The following is a 24061-nucleotide window of genomic DNA, read 5'->3' on the forward strand; positions in this document are numbered from 1 at the left end:
TCACAGCTTGACCTTAAATTCTGTTGCTTATTTAAAAATCTTCAAAGTCATCAAAGCTTTCATCAGCGAACGGGTCATCAACGACACCGTCATTGATCAGAAAATCCCTGTGCTGAATATAAGCGTTTCGAATAAACGTATATTTGTCGCCCATTATAAGGTTTTCAGACGCGAGTAAGTCAGCGCGAAGATCGATGAACCAAATAGCTTTCTTTGCGACAAAAGCGCCCAATGATTCAGACTGGTAGTATTGTGGATCCAGAAAGATATCAACCACAACACCGCTTGTATCTCTAACAGTAGACGGGCCAAGAAAGGGCAAGACAACATAAGGGCCTGCCCCTACGCCCCAAACGGCAAGGGTCTGGCCAAAGTCTTCTTTTTTCTTTTCCAAACCAAAGCTGGTTGATACATCAAAAAACCCGGCGAGACCAAACGTGGTATTAAAGATTACCCGTGTTGTCATTTCAATTGCCTGCCCGCCTTTGGCTTGGAAAAGCGAGTTGCTGATACTCACGACATCAGAAATATTGCCAAAAAAATTGGTAATTCCTTTATCAATAATTGACGGGGTAATGGTTTTATAACCAACGGCTACAGGCCTAAACAAATACTCATCAAGTGTCTCATTAAATGAAAAGATGGCTCGATTAAATCCTTCCCAAGGGTCTACATCTACCGGATTTTCTGCGCCATACGCATTTTCATTTACCGCAGCAGTTCCACTGAAAGGGAGTAATAGCAACAGAAAAAAACTAATAACCAACTTACGCATTGAAGTTCTATTCCTTGGTGAGATAAAAAATTCTAAACATCCTTGTTTCTTTGTGGGCGCTATACGTCGCATCATTTAAGGCAATGAGCAAGATTCATCAACATAACACCTTCTAGCACTTTCGCAGTAACACACTGCCTACCGAATAACCTGCGCCAAAGGAACAGATAACACCGATATTTCCCTTTTCAATATCATCTTTATATTTATGAAACGCAATAACTGACCCTGCTGAGCTGGTATTGGCATACTCATCAAGAATAACCGGCGCTTCAAGAGTGTTAGGGTCACGCCCCAATACCTTTTTGGAGATCAGCTTGTTCATGCTCAAGTTTGCCTGGTGTAGCCACATTCTTTTAAGTTGCTCAGGTGACAAGTCATTTTCTTTTAAGTGGTCACTAATAATTGATGCAACCATAGGCACGACTTCTTTAAAGACCTTCCGGCCCTGCTGGATGAATAGCTTGTCGGGTTTGTCGACGCCAGACTCATCGCAACGGTTTAAAAAGCCAAAGTTATTCCTGATGTTATTAGAGAACACCGTTTTCAATTTAGTTCCAATAACCTCATAAATATTGTCGCCTGATGCATCCTCCATGCGCTCTACTACAATTGCTGTACAGGCGTCACCAAAAATAAAATGACTATCACGATCTCTAAAGTTTAAATGTGCCGTACAGATTTCCGGACTAATAACCAACACCGCGCGGGCAGTCCCGTTTTCTACCGCATTGACTGCCGCCTGGAGGCCAAACGTCGCAGACGAGCAAGCAACATTCATATCATACGCAAAACCATCGATACCCAGCCGACTTTGAACTTCAACCGATAGCGCTGGATAGGCTCTTGGCATATTTGAGCATGCGATGATCACCGCATCAATATCAGACTCCTGTTTACCCGCCTGGGAGAGCGCTTCTTTTGCTGCTGCAACAGCCATGTCACACTGGATGCTTGGCTCATCATTACTTCGTTCTGCAATGAAAGGCTTCATTCGCGAAGGATCAAGAATGCCAGACTTATTGATCACTCGTCTGTTTTTAATGCCGGATGCTTTCTCAATAAACTCAGCTGATGAGGCCTGTAAAGGCTCGATAATTCCATCTGAAATATCTGAAGAATGCTGCTCATTAAAGTTTGCAACATACTGATTAAACGCCTCGACTAGCTCTTCGTTAGAAATAGATTCTGGAGGGGTGTAGAGTCCTGTACCACTGATTGCCGCTTTAATCACCTTATACCCCACTGTAAAAATGTAAAAATGTAAAAATTGATGTTAGTAAACAAAGAGAAATATTAACACAATATTATAGAATATCGCGCATAAACGTTAGTCTAGTACCCAGGCAGCAATAGTGCCGTAATTAGTTGTTTGATACTACTTTTTGACAAGGCCCCACTGTTTATTCAAACGTTTTTCCGAAATAGTCATAGCCGTCCCTAGCTTTTGGGAAAACCAGGATACCCTAAGCTCTTCCATCATCCATCGATAATTTTGAAGTTCAATATCAAAAATCCCTTGCTGCTCATGTTGCTGTCTAAGATTGTTGTACTGCTCCCAACATCCCTCAATAGTGGTTAAAAATGCCCTCTCATTTCCCATTTCTCGCGGCATTTTCTCCAAACGGTCGCTGGCTGCCTGTAAATATCGTGGGTAATGTTGCAGCCACTCTTGTGGTGTATCAGAAATAAAACCTTTATAGACCAAGTTACTCAGCTGAAACTTTAGGTCAGCCATTGAGTGAGCCAGTGCCAGGTTTATCTTGCCCTTAAGCTGTTTCATTAACTGATGGTGCTGCTGTGCAATATTATTAAGCAACAACGCTAACTCGCTGGTGTGATCAAACAAGGCAGACCGACAATCGGTGAGCCAGCTATCAAACTGTGCTGAGGTACGGGGTATTTCACGGTTAGACAATAGCTGAATTATGCTACCCATTAGCAAGTCATCTGCAAGATCAGTGGCTTTGACGTAGGGCGCAAACAATAAGCCTGTTTGCTGCATTTTCGGGAGCTTGCTGAGGGTAAATTTCACCTGCTCTGGGAGTGCCAGCAAACTCAATCGAGCAATCGCTTTGCGAGTGCGTCTATCAGCGGTCAACCGATCATTTGAAAGGGCGAGCTTAACGCAGCGGCCTTGATCTTCCAGACAAGGAATAAGGCTTAATTTAATTCCTCCCTGGTCTACTTCCTTGCTAAGCTCCAACTCACCAAAACCCCAGTCAGTAAATTCAGTCTGGTACTGCTTTTGGTCTTTTTCATTCCCGGCAGCCATGTTGTAGTCAACATCTTTGAACTGCTCCATCAAGCCCAGCACATCGCGACTTTCCTGGTCAACATTCCCTTTGTCATCAACAACCTGAACATTAAATTTCAGATGATCATCCACCCCTTCAGAATTCCAGCTCTCTTCTGGTATCTTAACCCCGGTCATGCGAGTTAATTGCTGTCCTAGAACCCTTGTCACAGGCTCATTACTCGGCTGAATATGTTCTAGCGCCTTATCAACATAGTCAGGAACCGGTACAAATTGCTTGCGAATGCTTCTTGGCAGCGACTTAACCAGCTGGATGCATTTCTCCCTTAACAGCCCTGGCACGAGCCATTCAAGCCTGTTTAAAGGAAGCTGCCTTACAGCCCCTTTCGGAACAACAATCGAAACACCGTCACCTTCCTGGCCTGGCTTAAAGTTATAGTTAAGCTTAAAATTGATATTATTTAACTGAATGGCATTCGGGTAGTTCAACTCGTTGACCTCCGATGCCTCCCTCTTCATTAAGAAGTCTTTTGTCAGTAGTAATTCAGACAACGCTGATTGATCAAGTTTTTTCCACCATGACTCAAAATGGCGTCCACTTATAATATTCTCAGGTATTCTTTCGGCGTAAAAATCGAAAAGGGTATCATCGTCAACTAGAATATCTTTCTTTCGAATACGCGTTTCAAGCTCGTCAACCTGTTCGATAAGTTCGCGGTTTTCACGCAAGAATGGCGCCTTAGAGCGAAACTCACCCTGAACCAGCGCATGACGAATAAACAGCTCACGAGAAATGGCCGGGTCAATAACGCCATAGTGGATTTTTCGTCTAGGTACAATATCAAGCCCATATAGAGAAACCCGCTCATAAGCTACCACCTGAGCTCTTTTCTGCTCCCAGTGCGGCTCAAAGTGAGAACACTTAGCAATATGTACCGCCAGCGGCTCGACCCACTGGGGCTCTATTTTTGCGTTAACGCGGGCGAATACCTGAGAGGTTTCGACCAGCTCAGCACTAACAACCCACTTAGGCGGCTTTTTATAACACGCCGACCCTGGAAATATATTAAAGTGTCGGTTACGAGCCCCTTTGTACTCCTTTTTTTCGTCTTTCTCACCAATGTTATTCAAGAGTCCTGAGAGCAAAGCGCGGTGTATTGATTCATAATTCGCAGCAACCGGGTTTTCTTTAAATTTAAGCTCCTTACATATCAGGTGGAGCTGCCTGTGAACCTCACGCCACTCTCGCATTCTCATAAAAGACAAATAGTTTTTTATGCAATGCTTTTTTAACTGGTTACTGGATAACGCTTGCCGTTCTTGCTCAAAACTATTCCACAAATTTACAAATGCAACAAAGTCAGAATCTGGATCTTTGTAGGCGGCATGGGCTTGATCCGCGGCCTGTTTCTTTTCCGCCGGACGTTCTCTTGGATCCTGTATGCTCAGAGCACTTGTGATAATAAGCGCCTCACTAAGGCTACCCTGCTTGTTCGCCTCGATCAACATACGACCAATTCTCGGATCAACGGGAATTTTGGCGAGCATTTTCCCTTGCTCAGTCATATCTCTTTTAGCATCAACAGCACCAAGCTCAAACAGAAGTTTAAAGCCATCGTTAATGAGTCGTTTGTCAGGGCTGTCTACAAACGGAAACTGGTCAATTTGGCCAAAGCCTAAATCAATCATTTTAAGAATAACGGAGGCCAGATTGGTTCTTAAAATTTCGGCGTCGGTAAACTCTGGGCGATTGTTAAAGTCTTCCTCGCTATAAAGCCGGTAGCAGATGCCTTCTGCAACTCGCCCACAGCGTCCTTTCCTCTGGTTAGAACTGGCCTGAGACACTGGCTCGACGGGTAAGCGCTGAATCTTTGAGCGATAACTATAACGACTGATGCGTGCGGTGCCAGGGTCAATCACATAACGAATACCCGGCACGGTGATCGATGTTTCTGCGACATTGGTTGACAGAACAATACGGCGCCCACGATGCGGCTTAAATACTCTCAATTGATCAGCCGCGCCCAGCCGCGCATATAAAGGGAGTACTTCTGTATCCTTTATATCGTAATCTCGCAGGTATTTTGCCAAATCCCGTATTTCTCGTTCACCCGGCAAAAAAACCAGAATGTCGCCCAACGGCTTTTTAGTTATTTTCTCTTCGTCTATTATTTCTAAAACGGCCTGCAAAACACCGTCATTAAGGGTTCGTTCTTCGTCTCCATCATCACTTTCATAAAGCGGCCTATATCGCGTTTCAACGCTATACGTTCTGCCGCTTACTTCTATCACTGGCGCATTATTAAAATGCTTTGAAAAACGCTCTACATCAATGGTTGCAGAGGTAATAATGACTTTTAAATCCGGTCGTTTGGGCAACAAACGCTTTAGATAGCCCAATAAAAAATCTATATTGAGGCTTCGTTCGTGGGCCTCATCAATAATAATGGTGTCATAGGCATTTAGAAAACGGTCTCGTTGAATCTCCGCCAGTAAGATACCATCTGTCATTAGCTTGACGAGAGTATTATCAGACACTTGATCGTTGAAGCGCACCTGATAACCAATAACACCACCTAATTCACATCCAACTTCTTCTGCAATCCGCATTGAGACTGATCGAGCAGCCAGGCGGCGAGGCTGGGTATGTCCGATAATACCTTTAACCCCTCTACCCAACTGCATACAGATTTTGGGGATCTGTGTTGTTTTACCCGAACCAGTTTCACCGGCCACAACCACAACCTGGTGATCCTTAATCGCGGCTGCTATTTCGTCACTTTTTTGACTTACTGGTAGCTCTGGTGGGTAGCATATTTCTGGAACTGCATTCTGTCTCGCAATGACTCGCGCTTTGGATCTCTCGACCTTTGACTGCAACTCATCAAACGCCTTATCTTTTTTTGCCAAATCTTTGATTTGATCAACTTTTCGAAGGCGTCGACGTATATATGCCTGATCTTTGATAAGGCAATCGGTGAGTTGTTCTCTAATTATTTTCTGTCTATTTACAGTCATATAAAGCTAGTCTGAAACAAGTTTGAATATTTAAGCAAAAAACCCCACTGTCGCCAGCAGGGTTTTTAAAGACCAAACACAAGAGTTAACAAGTGCTAGGTTTGTTTATTAGCCTCTTCATCGCGTAGTTCTCGACGAAGTATTTTTCCGACATTAGTTTTGGGTAACTCATCTCTAAACTCGAAAACCTTAGGCACTTTATAAGCAGTGAGTCGCTCACGACAGAACTCTTTAAGTTCACTATCTTTCAAGTTCGGGTTAGAAGTAACCGCATAAATCTTAACGGCTTCTCCCGCTTTAAGGTCTGGAATGCCAACCGCCGCACACTCAATAATATCAGGGTGACCAACCAACACATCTTCTATTTCATTAGGGTAAACATTAAAACCAGAAACCAGGATCATATCCTTTTTACGATCCACAATTTTAATGTAGCCATCATCTTGCACAAGGCCGATATCGCCTGTTTTAATCCACCCGTCTTCGGTTATAGTCTTTGCAGTTTCATCGGGTCGCTGCCAATACCCTTTCATCACCTGAGGGCCTTTGGCACAGAGCTCCCCAACTTCGCCAATCGGTAGATCGTTACCTTCTTCATCAACTGTTTTAACCAGCGTTGATGGAACCGGCATACCTATGCTGCCAATTTGAATATTGTTTAGCGGGTTGATTGTAACCACAGGTGAGGTTTCAGTCATGCCATAGCCCTCGGCTACATCACACCCCGTGACAGTTTTCCACATTTTTGCGGCGTCTTTGGTCAGCGCCATACCACCCGAAGCAGTCACTTTAAGGCTGCTGAAGTCTAAGTCCTGGAACTCTTCATTATTACATAGAGCTACAAACAGCGTGTTCAGCCCCATAAAACAACTGAACTTCCAGTTTTTCAACTCTTTAACAAAACCGGGAATATCCCGCGGGTTTGGAATCAATACACTGTGATTACCCGTAATAACCATAATGCCGCAGTTCAGGGTAAATGAGTAGATGTGGTACAGCGGCAGTGGTGCAATAACCGTCTCCTGCCCTTCTCCGAGCTTCGCAGTTAACAGCGGCTTTAGCTGAAGCATATTACAAACCAGGTTGTGGTGCGTTAGCATTGCGCCTTTTGCCACACCTGTCGTTCCGCCCGTATATTGCAGCACAGCAATATCCTCTCGACTCACGTCAACAGGCTTGAATGTATATTTTGCCCCCGCAGAGAGTGCTTTATTGAACGAAACCGCGCCGGGTATATTAAAAGCAGGAACCATTTTCTTAATATACTTAACCGCAGCATTCATAACTGTTCGCTTGATAGGCGAATGCATATCAGCAATCTCAGTTACAATGACATGCTCAATACTGGTATGAGGAATAACTTCCTGGGCCAGGCTAGCCATATTTGCCAACACTACAAGCGCTTTGGCACCGGAATCATTAAACTGGTGCTCAAGCTCCCGCTTGGTATAAAGCGGGTTGGTATTAACAACAACTAAACCTGCACGCATGGCACCAAAAACGACAATGGGGTATTGAGTAAGGTTTGGCAGCTGAATAGCTATCCGGTCGCCAGGTTTCAACGTCGTTTTATTCTGGAGGTATGCAGCAAAGTCTTTTGTTAGCTGGTCAAGCTCACCATAGGTTAAGGTAACACCGATAGCTGAAAATGCGGGTTTATCTGAAAACTTCTTACAAGATTTTTCGAAAACATCCACAACGCTGCTATATTGATTGGGGTCTATCTCTGCTGGTACCCCAGGAGGATATTTATCCTTAAAGAAATTTTCCAATTCCATCACATCATCTCCTATCCAAACATATAATTGATTATTCTATACCCTGATGTCAGCCCTACCGAGACCACCTTGCGGGCTCTCAGAATGTGGAACGGCCAAATTGGTAAAAAAGATATTAAAAACGCGCTTAGAATACCAGTTTTAGACTTTCGTATATAGACAAAATTAGGCCTGTAGCACTGAAAAAAACGCATATTACCGCTGTCTACCTCGCGTTACTTTCACCTCATCGCTAACATTGGCGACTTTATGCACATTTGTTCACAAACAAACATTAAATTTCTGATTCGAACAGGAATATTCGTTACAATCGTTAACAATTAAATTTTGAATAATGATCAACCTCCAATGGTGGCGACAATGAAGCAGGATGAACTCACTCTTACAGCCAAAGATGGGCATAATATCTTCTTGAGAAGTTGGCGGCCGTCCCGTAAAAAACCACAGGGCATCGTGCATATTTCACACGGGATGGCCGAACACTCTGCCAGATATGAAGACACCGCAAAGCAGCTCTGTGCATCGGGTTTTATTGTATTCGCTCATGACCACCGAGGACACGGGCGTTCAATGAATGGCTCCCCATCTGGACACTATGCGGGTGAAAATGGCTGGGCATTAGTCAAAAGCGACCTTGGTCAGGTTCAAACCCACATTGCAAACACCTACCCATCACTCCCTCTGTTTTTACTTGGACATAGCATGGGGTCATTTATTTCGATGTCGTACCTCATCGATTTCAACCCTAAGCTTTCAGGTGTAATACTCTCAGGCTCCAATTACGACCACCCCATAAAATACAAAGCACTGAAACCTATTATTAAGGTGGAGAAACTGAGGGCTGGCGCGACGGGTAAAAGCCCTATTATTGATTTTCTGACATTTGGAGGCTTTAACAAAGGCGTTAAAAGCCCAGAAACCAAGTTTGATTGGTTATCCAGAGACCAGGACGAAGTAAAGAAATACATAGACGATGATGAGTGTGGGTTCTGTTGCACTAACCAACTTTGGGATGACTTAACTGACGGCCTGATAGATATCTCTTCGAATACCCGATTACGAGAGATCCAGTCAGACCTTCCAATTTACCTATTTGCCGGTTGTAAAGACCCCGTAGGAGAAAATAGCAAAGGCGTCAGGCGACTCACACACAAACTAATCAGCAGCGGTCATACAGATGTAACCTGCAAACTCTACCCTGAAGGACGACATGAAATGTTAAATGAAACCAATAAAGTAGAGGTTGTTGATAACCTGATTGCATGGTTGACGACACAAGTTCGTCGTTCAAGCTAGCCCAAAGGTCGACAGAGTCAACGATTATACAATACGTTACATAATATGCCTTGTTTGGTCTAAACTTTAACTTATGCTGTCACGTAATAACAAAACGTTAGGCGCTATGCTTCTGAAACCTTTTCATAGAAGCATAGATTGAGACCTTTGCACGACGTTACGAGCGAAGCAAAGACAAGGCAAAAAATGAAGAAAAAGCGCAGTTTATGAGTAATAAATGAGCATTTTGAGTCATTTTTTAACGCTGTATTTGTAAGCGCAGTAGTCGTGCAAAGGTCTCAGATTAAATATGTGAGACATTTCTCAAACCACCTGTATTGCTCCACACGGTTTGCTTTTGGAAATGTTGTAATAATAGCGATAATAAGTTGGCGAGTTTATGGAAGCGTTAGAAAATATCACCTATGACGAACTAAATGTTGGAGATTCTGCAACCTACACACGAACCCTGACAGAGGAAGAGTTAGTACTATTTGCAGCCGTATCAGGCGATGTAAACCCTGTTCATCTAGACAAAGAATACGCAAGTAAGTCACTATTTAAAGAAAGAATTGCACATGGGATGTGGTCTGGTGCGCTTATTTCCGCTGCGTTAGCAACCGTAATACCAGGCCCTGGCACAGTATACCTTGAGCAGAGCCTGAACTTTAAACGCCCTGTAAAGTTAGAAGACACACTAACCGTTAAACTAACGGTGTTACGTAAAGAAGAGCGAAATCGTGTCGTGTTTGAGTGTGAGGTTATTAATCAGGATTCAGACATGGTGGTCACAGGGGAAGCTAAAGTTATTGCACCAGCCGAAAAAATATCACTTGAAAGGCCAATATTACCCAAAATCACTATTGGCGAGCTACCTGAAGCATAAGCTCAGCCCCTACCTCCGTTAAGCGTAAAAAGCCTTCTCAAACGAAGGCTTTTTTTATGACTGAAAGAAGTCTATCGGATAGGTAATGGTTTTCGCAGCGACAGCCATGGCACCAAAATTAAACAACTTAACCCTGGATACGATTTTCCTTTCAAGAGACGGCGATTCCAGGTCAGATGATACTATTTCACACTTAGACACGCTTCCGTTCGGCTCTATTATCAGTTTTAATACGACTTTCCCCTCCAGAGACGGATCCTTCCTTAGCTCCCTATGGTATAGCGTAAATAACGATGACTTATTTTTATCAAAAACTCGTCTGATATTGCCACTACTCCTCTCCTTGCTTTTAGACGTCTTTTTGGCTTGAGCTGTCAACTTTTCAGCCTCAGTTTCCTCAAGAACAGTGTCATCTCTTTTAGCCAGCGAAACCGTTTCTGCAGGTGCGGCCATATCTGATGTATCGACCCCACCACTACCTGATAAAGCACGACTGGAGTCAACAGCATTGGCTTTAGCCGCAATGGTTTTGGCCACCATGTTAGGTGTTGAGGTCAGCGCTTCAGTATCCAGTGTGGCTCTCATGTCTGCCAAGTCGTCCTGCAAGGCTAACAAGCCGCTGGATTTCGCTACCTCTTTTGCCTTCTCAATATCCTTCTTCGCTGGTGTTTTTTCAATTTTAGGTTTCGGCTCAGGTTTGACTTCTTTTTTTACTTCCTCTTTCTTTTTTTCAACATCTTCCTTTTTAGGCGGCACCTTCTCTTCTTTCGGCTTTTGAACCACCTTCTTTTTCTCAATAATGACTTTGGCGAGTTGCGGAGGAAGTGCTTCCAGCTGCGCACGATCCTTCTCAGGCAATTCAATCGTTGGGATTACGAACGCAATAGGCAATATCAATGCAAAAAGCAGAAATACTATAATCCAATAACGCCTCGACTCATGCGCAACACGACTCCATGGCAACACAAGCTGGTCTGCATAATATTGGCTCATGCTATCCCTCCCCCTTGTGCGCGACTTTGGAGACCGCTAAAGAGATATTTGTATAGTTAGCCGCCACGCAACTTTCCATTATTTTTTTCAGCGACTGATAGGGAATATCTTTGTCACCCATAATCGTTATGGGAAGCCCCGCTGCTGTGGACTCTGCCGATACTAAGTGTTTGTTGCGCGAGGCTTGGTATTCAAGCTCTTTTTTAATGCCATCTACGATCTGGTTATCAGCTGACAAGTCCGCTAATCCGGCCACTTTACGACCTTGTATCAGTATGTCTTCTCCAACCACCGTCAACACGATAGTCTCTTTTGTGTCTGCGCTAGCGGTAGATTTAGGAAGTTCAATTGAAGGGTTCTGCTGCAGCACTTTCACATCAGATGAGTTCACCATTAAGAAAAACACCAAAATGGTAAATATATCCATTAGCGATACCAGGTTGAGACCTCCCGTCTTGTGCATGCGGCCATAGTGGCGCTGCATACGACGCGCTCTTCTTGAAACTTTCATTGGGCATCTCCTGCACTCTGCGCCTGCGAAGCATCATTTGCTACTGCAGGTAAATCGGGAGCATCGCCAATAGATATTTCTGGAAAGAGTTCAGCCTCAACTAAACTTAATGCGACAACAGCCGGGTATGAACGCACTGTATCCATTGCTGTCACCAAAGTCTGGTAGGATGTTTCTTTTTCTGCCAGTAAGGATATATCTTTTTTATCGGGCAGCCTCGCCTTTAACTGCTTCAAGATATCCTGTAGAGCACTAAACTGGTATTCGCCACTGTTGTTATCAATGCGTTTTATCAAGCCGCCTTTAGAGTCTGCTACGATAAGGGCATCCGCACGAATAACCACCTGCAGCTGCAGGTTTTCGTCATCCAGTTTTATCTCTGAGGGGCCGGAGGGAAAATTTAAGTCCAATATACTTGTATGCGCAAAAACCATGCTTAAAAGCAGCACAGGTACTAGCACTATCATCAAGTTCATGAACGCAGTAATATCCAGTTCTGCCTCAACCTGTAGTTTTCTGTGTTTCCTTCTCATACAACCTTTCTTTTAGATTATTCCTTTTGATGCAATCAAATTAACTTGATATCAATAACTCAATTCGATTGCCCATAGGTGTCCATCAAACCAATGAAAATCAATCTTTATTTATTGAAGGTTGCTCAGAAATTATATTGAGTAGTTTTACGCCAGCCATTTCAAAGCTATCGACAATTTCATTAGTCTTTGTCTGAAGGACGGCATGACAGAGCAGTAAAGGTATTGCTGACATCAACCCAAAGGCAGTAGTATTCATTGCAACAGAGATACTTTGTGACAACAACGAGGCTTTTTCAGCAGGGTCAGCATTTGCAACAGCAGTAAATGCAGCAATAAGGCCAATAATTGTTCCCAACAAACCTAACAATGTTGAAACATTGGCCAGCGTAGCCAGGTATTGCGTGCGTTTTTCCAGCCGGGGGAGTGTTTCCATCAAGCCTTCTTCCATCGCATACTCAATATCTTCCCTCTTTTGTCTGTTTATTAACCGGCTTAATCCCGCTCCAACGATTGAAGCAATGGCCGTAGATGAGTCGTTGGAAAATTCGAGTGCACGTTTATAATCTCGCTTTTTCAACAACGGCAATATAGCTTTATCAAATGCACTACGATTAGCGTTTTTTGCCATACTGAGATAAACAAATCTTTCAATAGCAATGGCCACACCTAATACAAGTACGATAGCAATAGGGTACATGAACAACCCGCCTTCCTGAAAAAAACGAACTACCGTATCAGTCATATCCTTTAACACTCCGTAATTTATAAATATTGATAATTATACTGTTAATATCTGATGGTTAACTTGGCTCGCTTAACGCAAATAAACAAAACCTTATTTTTGACCGTTTAATGCTTGAACTTTAACTTCCAGCTTTTTCCTAAAATAGTAATCTTCATTGTGAAATTCGGGTTCAATTGGCTTAATTATTCCACTCAACGTTGTATTGGGAGGATGTTGGGCTCTTTTCTGGTAAGAAGGCGGTTGCCATGGAACAATATACAACACCTGTGGAAGCTCATTACTGCCTGTTACGCTAATACCTTCAAACTCCGGTTTATTTTTTTGATCCGCATAGATATTGCCTGAACTAAGTAACACCAATAACACGAACCTTACCGAGTGCTTCATAATGCGGGCGATCATGAACGACGAAAACAGGTCAGAGAATATCCTCATCTGCTGCGCCTCTTAAGATCTTTGATCCAGTTTGCTACTTTTTTATCTTCACTCTTTTCATTGTTCAACGTTAAATAGCGTTCGTAATGTTCAACTGCTTTAGCGTAGTCATGTAAATAAATTTCATTCAAGACAGCCATATTGTAATGCAGCTCCGGGTTATCAGGCGCGACAGTCAAGCCCTGTTGGTAATAGTCCCGAGCGTCCTCAAAATTCCCTAATGTACGGGCGATTACGCCAAGGTTATTAAACGCCAGGTAATAGTTTTTATCCTTCTCTATGGCCTGTTTGTAAAAAGAAACAGCGTTGTCCAAATCCTGCTGAGCTTCGGCAATAATCCCAAGGTTATACAACGGAGCAGCAAGATCGGGGTATGTTTCGGCTATTTTAATTAACAAGCGGTCAGCTTTAACCAACTCCCCTTGATCAATAAACGCCAGCGCATCGTTATAGTCTTGTGCAAGTAGCGGGTCAATAGGCCTGGACTCTTCTGCTGGTACTGAGCCAACCTGATCAATACCCTGAATATCTTCTTCAATTGGCTTGCTCCCCTTTCCTGCGCATGCAGAGAGCGTAAAGAGAGCGAGCAACATCATTACCAGCTTGATAACACGGTATGCTTTTATATTTTGAGCTAACAAATTCCAACAAACAGCTATGCGAGTTGCTAAATTATTGTATATTTCGATCATAGCCAAGTGACTTCTCCCCTCTCAAATAACGCGCGGGTACAATTGTACTCAAAACCCGATAGCTTTCTTTTACCCAATTATCATAAATCCCATCTTTAGTTCGGCTAATATTGATTTCGTGAACTTCAATTGATTTTTCTTCAAACGGATAAGCCTGCTCTTCGAGCAAAATTTCATATTGTTCAAGTTGCAGTTCGTTGAGTGATGATGGCCTCTCAGATATCAATATATCGCTGCCCAATTGACGATATATCTCAGCCAGTTGAAACGTTGCTTCTGTAGTGAACTGTGCTACCCCATACTTGGGTATCTCTTGTAGTTGGTCAACAGTCTTCTTTAACAAAAGACTCTTTTTCTTAAGCGATTTTTTCAGCGGCAGTGTCAACTTGGCTGACGCAAATTGCTCCAGACTCTGTTTTGCCAAAACCATACTTGCGGATGCAGCCAGATATTTTGAGCGAGCGTTCCGGTCAGCCCCTGCTTTGGCATCAGCCTTGATCAAGTTTTTCAGCCAAACATCCCGTTTTTTAAGATTACCTGTTTCATTATAAAACTGGGCAATCGTTTGATGCCCCTCTATATATAAATCAAAAGGCTTGGGGTAGTGAGACACGTATTCTATTAATAACGTAACGGACTTTTCCTTTAGGCCCGCAGAGCCATAGAGATCAGCAGCTTGATAAAGCGCAGCCCTTGAATCTGAAGACCCTGGGTTTCGTTTGCTCAACAGTATCAACTGATCAGCAGCATCCAGTTTGTTACCACTTTCTAAATATGCATAGATTAGTTTTTCTGGAATCGTGTCTGCCAACGGATGATCAGGGTGCTCTTTTTGGAAGCGTTTTAACATACCTGTCGCCTTGCGCCACTGTGCCAGTTCGAGCATTTGCACTGCTGCATCATACTGCGCATTTGCGCTTAGCTCTGACGAAGGAGCAACACGGGTCAGTCTCAAAAACTGGTCAATTCCCCCTTGCCGGTCTCCTAACGCGACCAATAGCTCCCCTTGTTTATAAATTGAAGCAGCCAACCGGTCTTGCACCAAAACCAATGTTTTCTGATCACTTTCAAGTAGATCAATAGCCATACTGTACGCGTGCTCAGCTGCGGCATAATCTTCCAGTTCAAAGTTGGAATGGCCATTCACAAGCCAGCTGGAGCGCTTAAGTTCAGGTGTGGCCAACGGGTGATCCAAAACAGCCCTGGAACTATCTCGTGCCTCAACAAACTGAGACTCATTCAAGTGCTCATTCGCCAAATCATTTAATACAGCCGGAACACGCGGGTCGTCGGGAAACCGGGACGTAAATAAAAATATACTCTCATAGCGATGGCTCTGAGCCTCAAGCCCAAACTCTTTACTTTGTGCTTTCAGCTCGTTATGGGTAAGCACTGCTGCATAGCCCGACTCCAAGGCATATGGGTGGTCACCAGCTTGATACGCAGAGTATTCGTAATCTACAATCGCCAGCTCAAATTTACCCGCTTTATTGAAAGATTCAGCAGCCAAAAAACTGTACTTGCCCACATTGTTATCAGCAGGAAATGCCTCAACCAACTGACGATAGTACTCACCTGCCTTGTAATACAATAACCTTGGACTTTGCCCGCTATTAGTTGCGGTCGCTGCATTTTGAGCCGATACATAATAAAAGTGGGACAACTCTTCCAGATACTGGCGCAGCCACTGGGCAACATCAACCATATTATTAGCCGTCACGGAACGTTGAACTGATGCATTGTCGCTATCACTTGACGTTAATTGGTTTACAGCCATAAATTCAGGCCCAAAACTCGCCACAAATTTTTCTTTTTCTTCCCAGACTTTAAGAGGAAAACCGCCCTGATTGTAGGCTTTGATAACAGAGTGATGCATCATGGGGGCTTTGCTGTCGGCCGCATACCTCCTAATGTAGGCTCTTGCCGCATTTGCACTATCTTCAAAACGTTCCTGAGACAAGTACAATTCCGAAAGCTGGATATATAACATATAGCCATACTCTCTATCACCCACATCTTCTAACAAGTCATTAATTCCAGAAGCACCTTTGTCATATGAGAAGGTGATGCCCAATGCTCTCAATGTATCTTTAGCCGTCTCGCCATCAATACCATCAAGCTCAAGCATCGTTACTTGTTTTTCTTTGGCTTTGCTATTCAGTAAATCCAAAACAGCCACAAACGTTTTGCCTGACTGCTCATACTTGCCTTGCTTAAACTGGGACCACCCCATCATAAACAGGGCTTTGTCGTGAAATTTTGACCCTTTACTCTTAATTAACGATTTCTTATAGGCCTGCTCAGCTTTTTGGTATTGGCCTAATGAAAAGTGCGCTTCTCCCACCCGGAACTGGGCTTCGATAGCCAGGTGCGAATTCGGGTAAAGACCAACTAGCTGCTTAAGACTTTTTAAGGATTTTTCGTACTGGCCGGTGAGGTCGTATGCCTTAGCCGTTTGATACAAAAGTTCATCGATACGATTATAATAAACCCCTGTTCCAACAATCATTTCATAACTATCTAGCGCCTTTTTATACAACGCTCTCTCTTCTTCAATAGAGCGCTCTTTTTGATCCCCATAAATAGCTTCTAAATTGGTCAGTCGATGCAATACATCGATCCTTACTTCAGGTACTGATGTTTCATCGAACAGTCGTTGATAACGCCGAATAATCTCTTTAATTGGAACCGACGGTAGCGGAGCCTGATCAAAGTTAAGAAACGCAGGTTTAATGTCGCCAATAGTTTCTGGCTCTGCATCCAAATCGATCTCAAATGTATTTTTACCAGCGCTTTGAACCGCGCCAGAAGTTAGCACTGCCAACAGAGCAGATAACCTTAACAGAGGTGATAATTTCATTTTTCACCTCCTTTTGACGCCTTATTTTCAATTGAGTATTGAGTCATCGCAACAAACTCATATAAATGCGCCAGACGCTGCTGTGCAGTCTCATGATAAGTAACAAACTCACTCTTTTTCTCATGCAGAAGCGCCAATATTTTCTCGTTGAGCGCTTTATCCTGTGTTGCTCGAACCTTATCAACATTCTGCTTAACTTCTTTGACCCGTTTTTTGTAGGCAGAGACCCGCGACTTTAAGTCTTCCAGACGTTTGGGGCCTTTTGCTATAAGTAACTCGAAGTTGTTCAGGTTTTGCTCGTATCTGGCAACTTCTTTCGTTAGGGAAGCCAGCGTCTCTTTGCTCAGGCGTAAGTTCCGCTCGTACTGCTCTTTGGCCTCCCACATAACTAACCCTTGAAGCCTCCCTAACCTTTCACGAAAATGTTGGCGCTCTCTCGATGTTAGCTTATTTTTTACTTTTTCCAGTTGTGCATTGAGGTTATCAATTGACTCAAATCGTCGCATCGTGTGACCGGCGGATACTGCTAGCAAATCCTGGTTTTTATCGGCGTCTGCAAGAGATTTTTCCAGCTTTTGAGCCTGTAGAGCGATACCTTTAAGGCGTTGCTTTCTTTTTTGAGTGTCAGTTTTTTTTATACGCTGGTAATAGCCATTAATTCGGTCACCCAGCATATCGTCGTATATAGTCAAATTTCGTTCCCATAGCGACAAGTTCTGGTGCAACATCTCAAGTTCAATAGACTGTTTAGCTGACTGGTGTAGTCTGCTATCCGACATAATAAGCTTGAAGTAAGCTACCTTCGGTGTGTTCGTTGCAATACTATCTGAGAGAAACCACTCAATATCATCAAATGAGCTGCTCTCAAAAAACACCTCTCTTGCACCTTTATCTGACACGGCGGAGATTATTTTATCTATATTTCGCGTTTCTTTATCAAAGACAGAGATTGCCTCCAGGTATGATGAGATCGCTTTACTGCTGTAACCTTCTTTATCGTATGCATATGGAATGGCTAAAAAAGCATCGGCAACGCCGGGGTCGATTAAGGGGTATTTTTTAACTCGATACCACGACTGAATAGCCGCGCGGTAGTACTCCTTACTCGCATTGGCAACACCGTGCATGTAGAGCGCTTTGGATGCCAGGTCGCTATCAACTCGAACATTATTTAAAAAACTCAGCGCCTTATCATAATCTTCCGCCTGAACCGATAAATAGCCCGCTGAAAGTGATGTCTTGTCTTTTAGCTCAACCAAAGGCGCACTGTCTTGAGGGTTAAGGGCTTCAGCGACACGAAGTGAAATGATCGATCGTGTGGGTTCGCTATCAAGCTCAGCATATGACATTGCCAGGTTGTAATAGGCGTAAGCTGCCCATGACCCAGTCTTCATCTTGCTAAGGATTTCGGCAGCAGTACTATATTGCTCAAGCTGCATATACGTTCTAGCTTTGTAATAGCGTAATTCCGCAAGCAAAGCTTTGTCGATATTTTTTTCTGCTTTATTAAACCACTGGAGTGCCTGTTCCCAATTAGACTCACCGTACGCGATAACACCGAGACGGAAGTGCGAGGATGCCTTAGTCTTTGCCCCTCCTTTAGCTCGAAGCATTTCATAGTGCTTTTTTGCCTGGGCAGTAAGACCAAAGTGAGACAGCGAGTCAGCCAGACTTAATGCGACTTGCTCATCAGCGGTTTTTGGCGTGCGAATAATCGCATCAAAATAATTATTTTGGTGAAGCTCAAACAGCATCATGCCAGTCGCCAGACGCTCAGGAAGAGGCGTACCTTTGGCGTTATCAGCAACAGAGGGGCTTGCAAAACATGTACAAGAGATAAGTACAGTAAACACTCCCGCCCAGTAGTAAGGCGACAATAGTCTAGTCATTTAACTTACCTTAATGCCATTCTGTAAACTTGAATTCGGGCTCAACGCCCTGGGAGTCTGTCAGCCCAATCTCTATAAACTTAGACCGGTTAGACTTCTCGAAGTGGAACGTTTTGTCTTTTCTAAAGTAGTGGTCATTAGCACCTTGACCATTAAATACGGCGGTAAGCTTGTGGGGGCCTGAGGATATGTTGCCCATATAGAGGCGTTGAATGCCTCCTTTTTCCAGCGCTTTTATCTCTGATGCAGTGTAAAGATAGGTCGTTGCTATTTTCCCGTCTATTTTTATCTCTACCGAGTCAAGCAGAAATTTATTCTTGGTTCTCAGAGATAAAAACAGTGCAACTTGGGTGTCTGCCGGGTACAGCAGCTCTTCTTCCAGCTCGAACAGTGCCCTATTCAACTCAACGACTTCAGATTTTAGGCTTTGAGCCTTAGCCTGAATAGACTCTTCTGCGCCATTCGCGGGGGTATAAGCCCCACTTATAAACACAGCAATAAAACATATTGTCAGGATTAGCGATTTTTTTTGTTGTTCGAAAAGCAGTGTCATGCATCCTTACTCTTTATAGCTATACAAATCTTTACAAATACTATCATCAAAGCCGCAATAATTTACGGTACCTAATTCACCAATTTGGCAAATATTCAAATCAAGGGCAAGAAAGGTGTTCTAATCCCGGATTTAAAGCTAACAACACCGTTAAATGCGTTAGGATTTGTCGGAATAATTTACACTAAGGTCAATTTTTAACCACAAAAATGTGCTCCCTGTCACACAAGCGGTTGTTTTAAATGATTTAAAGAAATATCTGGCAGAGTTTATGTATAGGTATAGGTGATTCAAAAATATGCCGAGTTTCGCCGATGAGCCTCAACCTCATCGGCTTTTTTTATTCCTGTGGAATATCTATCGCAAGTCGCTTACTTGGTAAGCTCCTTCATTCCTTTTTCCAACCCCTGAATCGTTAATGGGTACATTTTATCCTGCACTAACTGCTGGGTAATACCCAATGAGCCACCACTTCCCCAGTATGATTCAGGCATAGGGTTTAACCAGATAACCTTATCAAAGTGTTCTACGACACGCTGCATCCATACGGCACCGGCTTCATCGTTCCAGTGTTCAATACTGCCGCCTGGTTGAGTAATTTCGTAGGGCGCCATCGAGGCGTCTCCAACAAAAATCACTTTGTAATCAGGGGTATACTTGTGAACCAAATCCCAAGTGTTGGTCGTTTCGCTCATTCGGCGAACATTGCTTTTCCATACACTCTCGTATATAAAATTATGGAAATAGAAATATTCGAGATGTTTAAACTCTGTTCGACAAGCAGAGAAAAGTTCTTCGCAGACCCGGATATGAGGGTCCATTGAACCGCCCACATCCAAAAACAAGAGCACCTTAACCGTATTATGCCGCTCGGGAACCATTTTGATATCCAGATACCCGGCATTGCGTGCAGTTGACCGAATCGTATCGTCTAAATCAAGCTCCTCAACGGCACCCTGTCGAGCAAATTTACGCAACCTTCGCAACGCCATTTTGATATTCCTTATACCAATCGTGACGCTATCATCGAGGTCTTTGTAGCCTCGTTTCTCCCAGACTTTAACTGCACGCCCATGCCTGGACTTATTCTGCCCTATTCGAAAACCCTCTGGGTTATAACCATTGGCACCAAAAGGGGAAGTCCCTCCTGTACCAATCATTTTATTACCGCCCTGGTGTTTTTTCTTCTGTTCTTCAAGCCGCTTTTTAAACGCCTCGATCAACTCTTCCAAGCCCCCCATGCTTTCAATCTTGGCTTTTTCTTCGTCAGACAACTGCTTTTCAAATTCAGCTCTTAACCACTCATCCGGTATTGCTTCAGCCATTAAGTCATCTAAATGCTCAATTCCTTTGAAGTAACGTTCGAATGCTCTATCAAATTTATCAAAGTGTCGTTCGTCCTTTACCAAACATAGCCGGCTTAAAAAATAGAAGTCGTCTATATCAGCAAATGCAATATGCTCTTTGAGCGCCTCAAGCAAATCCAGGAACTCCCGTAGAGTCGCTGGGACTTTTGCCTTCCGAACTTCCAGAAAAAACGCTACTAACATCTCAAATACCCAAACTAGGATCTAAACACTCAAGCAAAGACCGGATTTAAATAAGCCTAAACCTAAAATTTATCGTTACCCTTTTCTACGGCTCATAAATGCTAGCCGTTGAAGCAGATGAACATCTTGTTCATTTTTTACCAGCGCACCATAAAGCGGTGGTATTGCCTGAGATGGGTCATGCTCTTTAAGCAGAGAGGTCCCCAGCTCATCAGCCATCAACAGTTTCAACCAATCAATCAGCTCTGAGGTCGACGGTTTTTTCTTTAGGCCTGGAACTTTTCGTACATCAAAAAAGATATCAAGTGCTTCTTTAACCAACTCTTTCTTTATACCTGGAAAGTGAACATCGACGATTTTATTCATCGTGTCTGCATCAGGGAAGCTAATGTAGTGGAAAAAGCAACGACGTAAAAAGGCATCAGGTAGCTCTTTTTCATTATTACTTGTAATGATTACAATGGGGCGATTAGTCGCTTTGACAACTTCCTGTGTCTCATAGACAAAAAACTCCATTTTATCGAGCTCTTGCAGTAAGTCATTGGGAAACTCGATATCTGCTTTATCAATCTCGTCAATCAACAGAATAACCCGCTCATTGGCCTGGAATGCTTCCCAAAGCTTCCCTTTAACGATGTAATTACCAATGTCTTTAACGCGGCTATCACCCAATTGAGAGTCTCTAAGGCGAGATACCGCATCGTATTCATATAGCCCTTGTTGCGCTTTACTGGTCGACTTTATGTGCCAAGGGATCAATTTAGCATCCAATGATTTGGCAAGCTCTTCTGCCAGCATTGTTTTACCTGTACCAGGCTCTCCCTTGATCAGAAGAGGACGTTTGAGCGTAATTGCGGCATTAACAGCCATCTGTAAGTCATCTGTAGCAACGTATTGATCAGTTCCTGTAAATTTCATTGAGCGCCTCTAATAAATTAGAACTATATTCTAGTTGCGAGTATATTATTTTAAATTCCGCATCACAAATATCATCCGTATTATTTTGATTAATAACTAAACAGGATTAGGGTTCAATCAATAACACGGATAATCAATTCGATTAACTTGTTGATATTCATACTGGCGAGAAGCCCTCCCTATATACCTAATCATGGTTTGAACTATTGTTATTTTTCGATTAACAATCTACGCTTTGACCAGACATAACCCTATATTGGCTTATCATTGAGACCTTTGCGCGGCTACTGCGCTTACAAATACAGCGTTAAAAAATGACTCAAAATTGTGCGCTCTCCTGGATCGACCGGGACTTATTACTCATAAACTGCGCTTTTTCTTCATTTTTTGCCTTGTCTTTGCTTCGCTCGTAACGTCGTGCAAAGGTTTCATCATTATATGTAGGCCTCAGACTTTGGAGATATAAGCTCATGGCACGGATATACAATGACAATACGCTTTCCATTGGAAATACGCCTCTTGTTAAGCTTAACCGCCTTACAACAGGAAATGTGTTTGCCAAAATTGAAGGAAGAAACCCTGCTTATTCAGTAAAGTGCCGGATAGGTGCCAGCATGGTCTGGGATGCTGAAAAATCAGGCAAGCTCAAACCAGGGATGACGCTGGTTGAACCAACAAGTGGCAACACCGGTATTGCACTTGCTTTTGTCGCAGCATCCAGAGGATACAACCTCATTTTAACAATGCCTTCTTCGATGAGCCTTGAGCGTCGCAAAGTGGTCAAAGCACTGGGCGCAGAAGTTGTGCTTACAGAGGCAGCCAAAGGCATGAATGGAGCAATAGCAAAGGCCAGCGAGATAGTCGCAGAAAACCCTGATAGCCACCTGATGCTACAACAGTTTGAAAACCCGGCAAACCCAAAAATACATGAAGAGACAACCGGGCCAGAAATCTGGAATGATACGGACGGCGAAATCGATATACTCGTTGCCGGAGTGGGCACAGGGGGGACAATTAGCGGCGTATCGCGTTATATAAAGAAAACAAAAGGTAAGCAAATTACCTCTATTGCGGTTGAGCCTGAGTCCTCACCGATTATCTCCCAGACGCTCAACAATCAAGAACTCACTCATGCTCCTCACAAAATTCAGGGAATCGGGGCTGGATTCATTCCCGCAAACCTTGATTTGGACATGGTTGATTCGGCAGAGCAGGCAAGCAATGAAGAAGCAATAACTTTCGCTCACAGGCTGATGAAGGAAGAAGGTATTCTCGCAGGCATTTCGTCTGGTGCAGCCGTGGCGGTGGCATGTAGGGTAGCCGAACGCCACCCAGACAAAAATATTGTTGTAATCATCCCTGACTCTGCAGAACGCTATCTATCGAGCCCACTGTTTGAAGATTACTTTACAGATAACGAAATGGTTCAATAGCATTTCCATTGGTTAGCTTGTATTTGGTTAAGCTGTATTTGTTTAAGTCAAAGCTCTGAATGAGCATTACACAGGGCTTTGATTTATAAGCCCTGTGTTTGAGTTGCAACGGCTTAAATACTCTACGTTTAAATCAAACCGACTAGAATACCCGTATTTAAAGCTCGACCAACTCTCCGAGTTCGAACACGGCCAGCTCCCCTGGTTGCATTTTCACCCAAGACTCATTGGTCGTTAATGGCTCTGTCGCAATCACCGTTACAACGTCATCCTCTGAGGTTTCTTCAATAAAGTTAACTGAAATATCATCATCTTGCAGCGTAGCAACGCCAAATGGTGCCCTTCTTGTTATCCAGCTCAGCTTTGTGCTGCAGTAGACATATAGCCTCTTTCCATCAGATAACAGCATATTGAACACGCCTAAGCTCGCTAACTTATCTGCACAGGTTTTGATCAACGTTTGACGTTCGTTTTCCGATGGATTTTTTTGTTTCGCAACCTGCCCCATTAACCAGCAAAATGCAGCTTCACTATCTGTACGACCTACCGCCGAAAACCGCTGCTCTTCTGTAACGAGAGATGAAGTATTTTCGAGCTGGCCATTATGCGCAAAGCACCAATATCGCCCTTCAAGCTCCCTGATAAAAGGGTGCGTGTTTTCGAGACTAACGTCGCCCACATTTGCTTGTCTAATATGGCTGATGACTACCGTGCTTTTAATCGGGAAGTCTTTGATGAATTTTGCAATCTCGCTGTCAAAGCCGGGTTGAGGGTCGCGAAACTCTCTTATGCCTTTCCCGTCATAAAAGGCTATTCCCCAACCATCTTTGTGCGGCCCTGTTCCCCCACCTCTTTTTATTAGCCCTGAAAATGAGAAGCAAATGTCAGTAGGCACGTTTGCACTCATCCCCAATAACTCACACATGGTTCCGGCCCTCTGGACACATAAGCGCTAAC

At 43.5% G+C, this 24061-nt stretch carries 19 protein-coding genes; 3 read left to right on the forward strand and 16 right to left on the reverse strand.

Annotated elements, in window-relative coordinates; genetic code table 11:
- Positions 1 to 31 precede the first annotated feature (31 nt).
- The 4 genes from MY523_RS08730 to MY523_RS08745 form a co-directional block, all read right to left on the reverse strand.
- Positions 32 to 775 carry an MlaA family lipoprotein gene (locus MY523_RS08730; protein WP_250658393.1) on the reverse strand — a complete coding sequence of 248 codons (744 nt, stop codon included), beginning with the start codon at positions 773 to 775 and terminating at the stop codon, positions 32 to 34.
- Between the two features lie 112 nt (positions 776 to 887).
- Positions 888 to 2009 carry a beta-ketoacyl-ACP synthase III gene (locus tag MY523_RS08735; protein WP_250658394.1) on the reverse strand — a complete coding sequence of 374 codons (1122 nt, stop codon included), beginning with the start codon at positions 2007 to 2009 and terminating at the stop codon, positions 888 to 890.
- Positions 2010 to 2153: 144 nt separating this feature from the next.
- The gene (hrpA, locus tag MY523_RS08740) at positions 2154 to 6050 is read right to left on the reverse strand and encodes an ATP-dependent RNA helicase HrpA (RefSeq protein WP_250658395.1); all 3897 of its coding nucleotides are present in this window, start codon (positions 6048 to 6050) and stop codon (positions 2154 to 2156) included.
- Positions 6051 to 6145: 95 nt separating this feature from the next.
- A complete protein-coding gene (locus MY523_RS08745; protein WP_250658396.1) occupies positions 6146 to 7828 on the reverse strand; it encodes an AMP-binding protein in 1683 nt (560 codons plus the stop codon).
- A gap of 360 nt (positions 7829 to 8188) precedes the next feature.
- Here MY523_RS08745 and MY523_RS08750 point away from each other — a divergent pair, with 360 nt between their 5' ends.
- Positions 8189 to 9124 (forward strand): alpha/beta hydrolase, encoded by a 936-nt coding sequence (locus tag MY523_RS08750; RefSeq protein WP_250658397.1) that lies wholly within the window; start codon positions 8189 to 8191, stop codon positions 9122 to 9124.
- Between the two features lie 379 nt (positions 9125 to 9503).
- Positions 9504 to 9989, forward strand: a complete 486-nt coding sequence (locus tag MY523_RS08755) for a MaoC/PaaZ C-terminal domain-containing protein (RefSeq protein WP_250658398.1) — start codon at positions 9504 to 9506, stop codon at positions 9987 to 9989.
- A 54-nt stretch (positions 9990 to 10043) separates the two neighbouring features.
- Here the strand turns inward: MY523_RS08755 and MY523_RS08760 are convergent, their stop codons facing one another.
- The 11 genes from MY523_RS08760 to MY523_RS08810 all read right to left on the reverse strand — a co-directional run bounded on the left by MY523_RS08760 (position 10044) and on the right by MY523_RS08810 (position 21671).
- The gene (locus MY523_RS08760; protein ID WP_250658399.1) at positions 10044 to 10982 is read right to left on the reverse strand and encodes an AgmX/PglI C-terminal domain-containing protein; all 939 of its coding nucleotides are present in this window, start codon (positions 10980 to 10982) and stop codon (positions 10044 to 10046) included.
- Position 10983: 1 nt separating this feature from the next.
- Positions 10984 to 11493, reverse strand: a complete 510-nt coding sequence (locus MY523_RS08765; RefSeq protein WP_250658400.1) for an ExbD/TolR family protein — start codon at positions 11491 to 11493, stop codon at positions 10984 to 10986.
- Positions 11490 to 12026 carry an ExbD/TolR family protein gene (locus tag MY523_RS08770; RefSeq protein ID WP_250658401.1) on the reverse strand — a complete coding sequence of 179 codons (537 nt, stop codon included), beginning with the start codon at positions 12024 to 12026 and terminating at the stop codon, positions 11490 to 11492. The genes MY523_RS08765 and MY523_RS08770 overlap by 4 nt, the downstream gene beginning before the upstream one ends.
- Positions 12027 to 12126: 100 nt before the next feature.
- Positions 12127 to 12771, reverse strand: coding sequence for a MotA/TolQ/ExbB proton channel family protein (locus MY523_RS08775; protein WP_250658402.1), 645 nt, complete (start codon positions 12769 to 12771; stop codon positions 12127 to 12129).
- A gap of 93 nt (positions 12772 to 12864) precedes the next feature.
- On the reverse strand, positions 12865 to 13209 hold the full coding sequence (locus MY523_RS08780; protein ID WP_250658403.1) for a hypothetical protein: 345 nt from the start codon (positions 13207 to 13209) through the stop codon (positions 12865 to 12867).
- Positions 13206 to 13901, reverse strand: a complete 696-nt coding sequence (locus tag MY523_RS08785) for a tetratricopeptide repeat protein (RefSeq protein WP_250658404.1) — start codon at positions 13899 to 13901, stop codon at positions 13206 to 13208. Before MY523_RS08785 ends, MY523_RS08780 begins: the two co-directional genes overlap by 4 nt.
- Positions 13882 to 16761, reverse strand: coding sequence for a tetratricopeptide repeat protein (locus tag MY523_RS08790; RefSeq protein WP_250658405.1), 2880 nt, complete (start codon positions 16759 to 16761; stop codon positions 13882 to 13884). Before MY523_RS08790 ends, MY523_RS08785 begins: the two co-directional genes overlap by 20 nt.
- A complete protein-coding gene (locus MY523_RS08795) occupies positions 16758 to 18650 on the reverse strand; it encodes a tetratricopeptide repeat protein (protein WP_250658406.1) in 1893 nt (630 codons plus the stop codon). Before MY523_RS08795 ends, MY523_RS08790 begins: the two co-directional genes overlap by 4 nt.
- A 10-nt stretch (positions 18651 to 18660) precedes the next feature.
- Complete coding sequence (locus tag MY523_RS08800; protein ID WP_250658407.1) at positions 18661 to 19203, reverse strand: hypothetical protein; 543 nt, start codon at positions 19201 to 19203, stop codon at positions 18661 to 18663.
- A gap of 371 nt (positions 19204 to 19574) precedes the next feature.
- Positions 19575 to 20753 (reverse strand): vWA domain-containing protein, encoded by a 1179-nt coding sequence (locus MY523_RS08805; protein ID WP_250658408.1) that lies wholly within the window; start codon positions 20751 to 20753, stop codon positions 19575 to 19577.
- Positions 20754 to 20828: 75 nt separating this feature from the next.
- A complete protein-coding gene (locus tag MY523_RS08810; RefSeq protein WP_250658409.1) occupies positions 20829 to 21671 on the reverse strand; it encodes an AAA family ATPase in 843 nt (280 codons plus the stop codon).
- Positions 21672 to 22141: 470 nt separating this feature from the next.
- On the opposite strand from MY523_RS08810, the gene cysK reads away from it, so the two are divergent.
- Positions 22142 to 23104, forward strand: a complete 963-nt coding sequence (cysK, locus tag MY523_RS08815) for a cysteine synthase A (RefSeq protein WP_250658410.1) — start codon at positions 22142 to 22144, stop codon at positions 23102 to 23104.
- Positions 23105 to 23261: 157 nt separating this feature from the next.
- On the opposite strand, the gene MY523_RS08820 is transcribed toward cysK, so the two are convergent.
- Positions 23262 to 24029, reverse strand: coding sequence for a class II glutamine amidotransferase (locus MY523_RS08820; protein WP_250658411.1), 768 nt, complete (start codon positions 24027 to 24029; stop codon positions 23262 to 23264).
- Positions 24030 to 24061: the final 32 nt, after the last annotated feature.

The organism is Alkalimarinus coralli (assembly GCF_023650515.1).
Lineage (GTDB): Bacteria > Pseudomonadota > Gammaproteobacteria > Pseudomonadales > Oleiphilaceae > Alkalimarinus > Alkalimarinus coralli.

Excerpts from the sequence above, each read along its gene's own strand:
- MY523_RS08820 (WP_250658411.1), bottom strand. The coding sequence starts at position 24,029 with ATGTGTGAGTTATTGGGGATGAGTGCAAACGTGCCTACTGACATTTGC.
- MY523_RS08800 (WP_250658407.1), bottom strand. The coding sequence starts at position 19,203 with ATGACACTGCTTTTCGAACAACAAAAAAAATCGCTAATCCTGACAATA.
- MY523_RS08760 (WP_250658399.1), bottom strand. The coding sequence starts at position 10,982 with ATGAGCCAATATTATGCAGACCAGCTTGTGTTGCCATGGAGTCGTGTT.
- MY523_RS08795 (WP_250658406.1), bottom strand. The coding sequence starts at position 18,650 with ATGACTAGACTATTGTCGCCTTACTACTGGGCGGGAGTGTTTACTGTA.
- MY523_RS08730 (WP_250658393.1), bottom strand. The coding sequence starts at position 775 with ATGCGTAAGTTGGTTATTAGTTTTTTTCTGTTGCTATTACTCCCTTTC.
- MY523_RS08810 (WP_250658409.1), bottom strand. The coding sequence starts at position 21,671 with ATGAAATTTACAGGAACTGATCAATACGTTGCTACAGATGACTTACAG.
- MY523_RS08780 (WP_250658403.1), bottom strand. The coding sequence starts at position 13,209 with ATGAGGATATTCTCTGACCTGTTTTCGTCGTTCATGATCGCCCGCATT.
- MY523_RS08790 (WP_250658405.1), bottom strand. The coding sequence starts at position 16,761 with ATGAAATTATCACCTCTGTTAAGGTTATCTGCTCTGTTGGCAGTGCTA.
- MY523_RS08750 (WP_250658397.1), top strand. The coding sequence starts at position 8,189 with ATGAAGCAGGATGAACTCACTCTTACAGCCAAAGATGGGCATAATATC.
- MY523_RS08765 (WP_250658400.1), bottom strand. The coding sequence starts at position 11,493 with ATGAAAGTTTCAAGAAGAGCGCGTCGTATGCAGCGCCACTATGGCCGC.
- MY523_RS08770 (WP_250658401.1), bottom strand. The coding sequence starts at position 12,026 with ATGAGAAGGAAACACAGAAAACTACAGGTTGAGGCAGAACTGGATATT.
- MY523_RS08785 (WP_250658404.1), bottom strand. The coding sequence starts at position 13,901 with ATGATCGAAATATACAATAATTTAGCAACTCGCATAGCTGTTTGTTGG.
- MY523_RS08745 (WP_250658396.1), bottom strand. The coding sequence starts at position 7,828 with ATGGAATTGGAAAATTTCTTTAAGGATAAATATCCTCCTGGGGTACCA.
- hrpA (WP_250658395.1), bottom strand. The coding sequence starts at position 6,050 with ATGACTGTAAATAGACAGAAAATAATTAGAGAACAACTCACCGATTGC.
- MY523_RS08805 (WP_250658408.1), bottom strand. The coding sequence starts at position 20,753 with ATGTTAGTAGCGTTTTTTCTGGAAGTTCGGAAGGCAAAAGTCCCAGCG.
- MY523_RS08755 (WP_250658398.1), top strand. The coding sequence starts at position 9,504 with ATGGAAGCGTTAGAAAATATCACCTATGACGAACTAAATGTTGGAGAT.
- cysK (WP_250658410.1), top strand. The coding sequence starts at position 22,142 with ATGGCACGGATATACAATGACAATACGCTTTCCATTGGAAATACGCCT.
- MY523_RS08775 (WP_250658402.1), bottom strand. The coding sequence starts at position 12,771 with ATGACTGATACGGTAGTTCGTTTTTTTCAGGAAGGCGGGTTGTTCATG.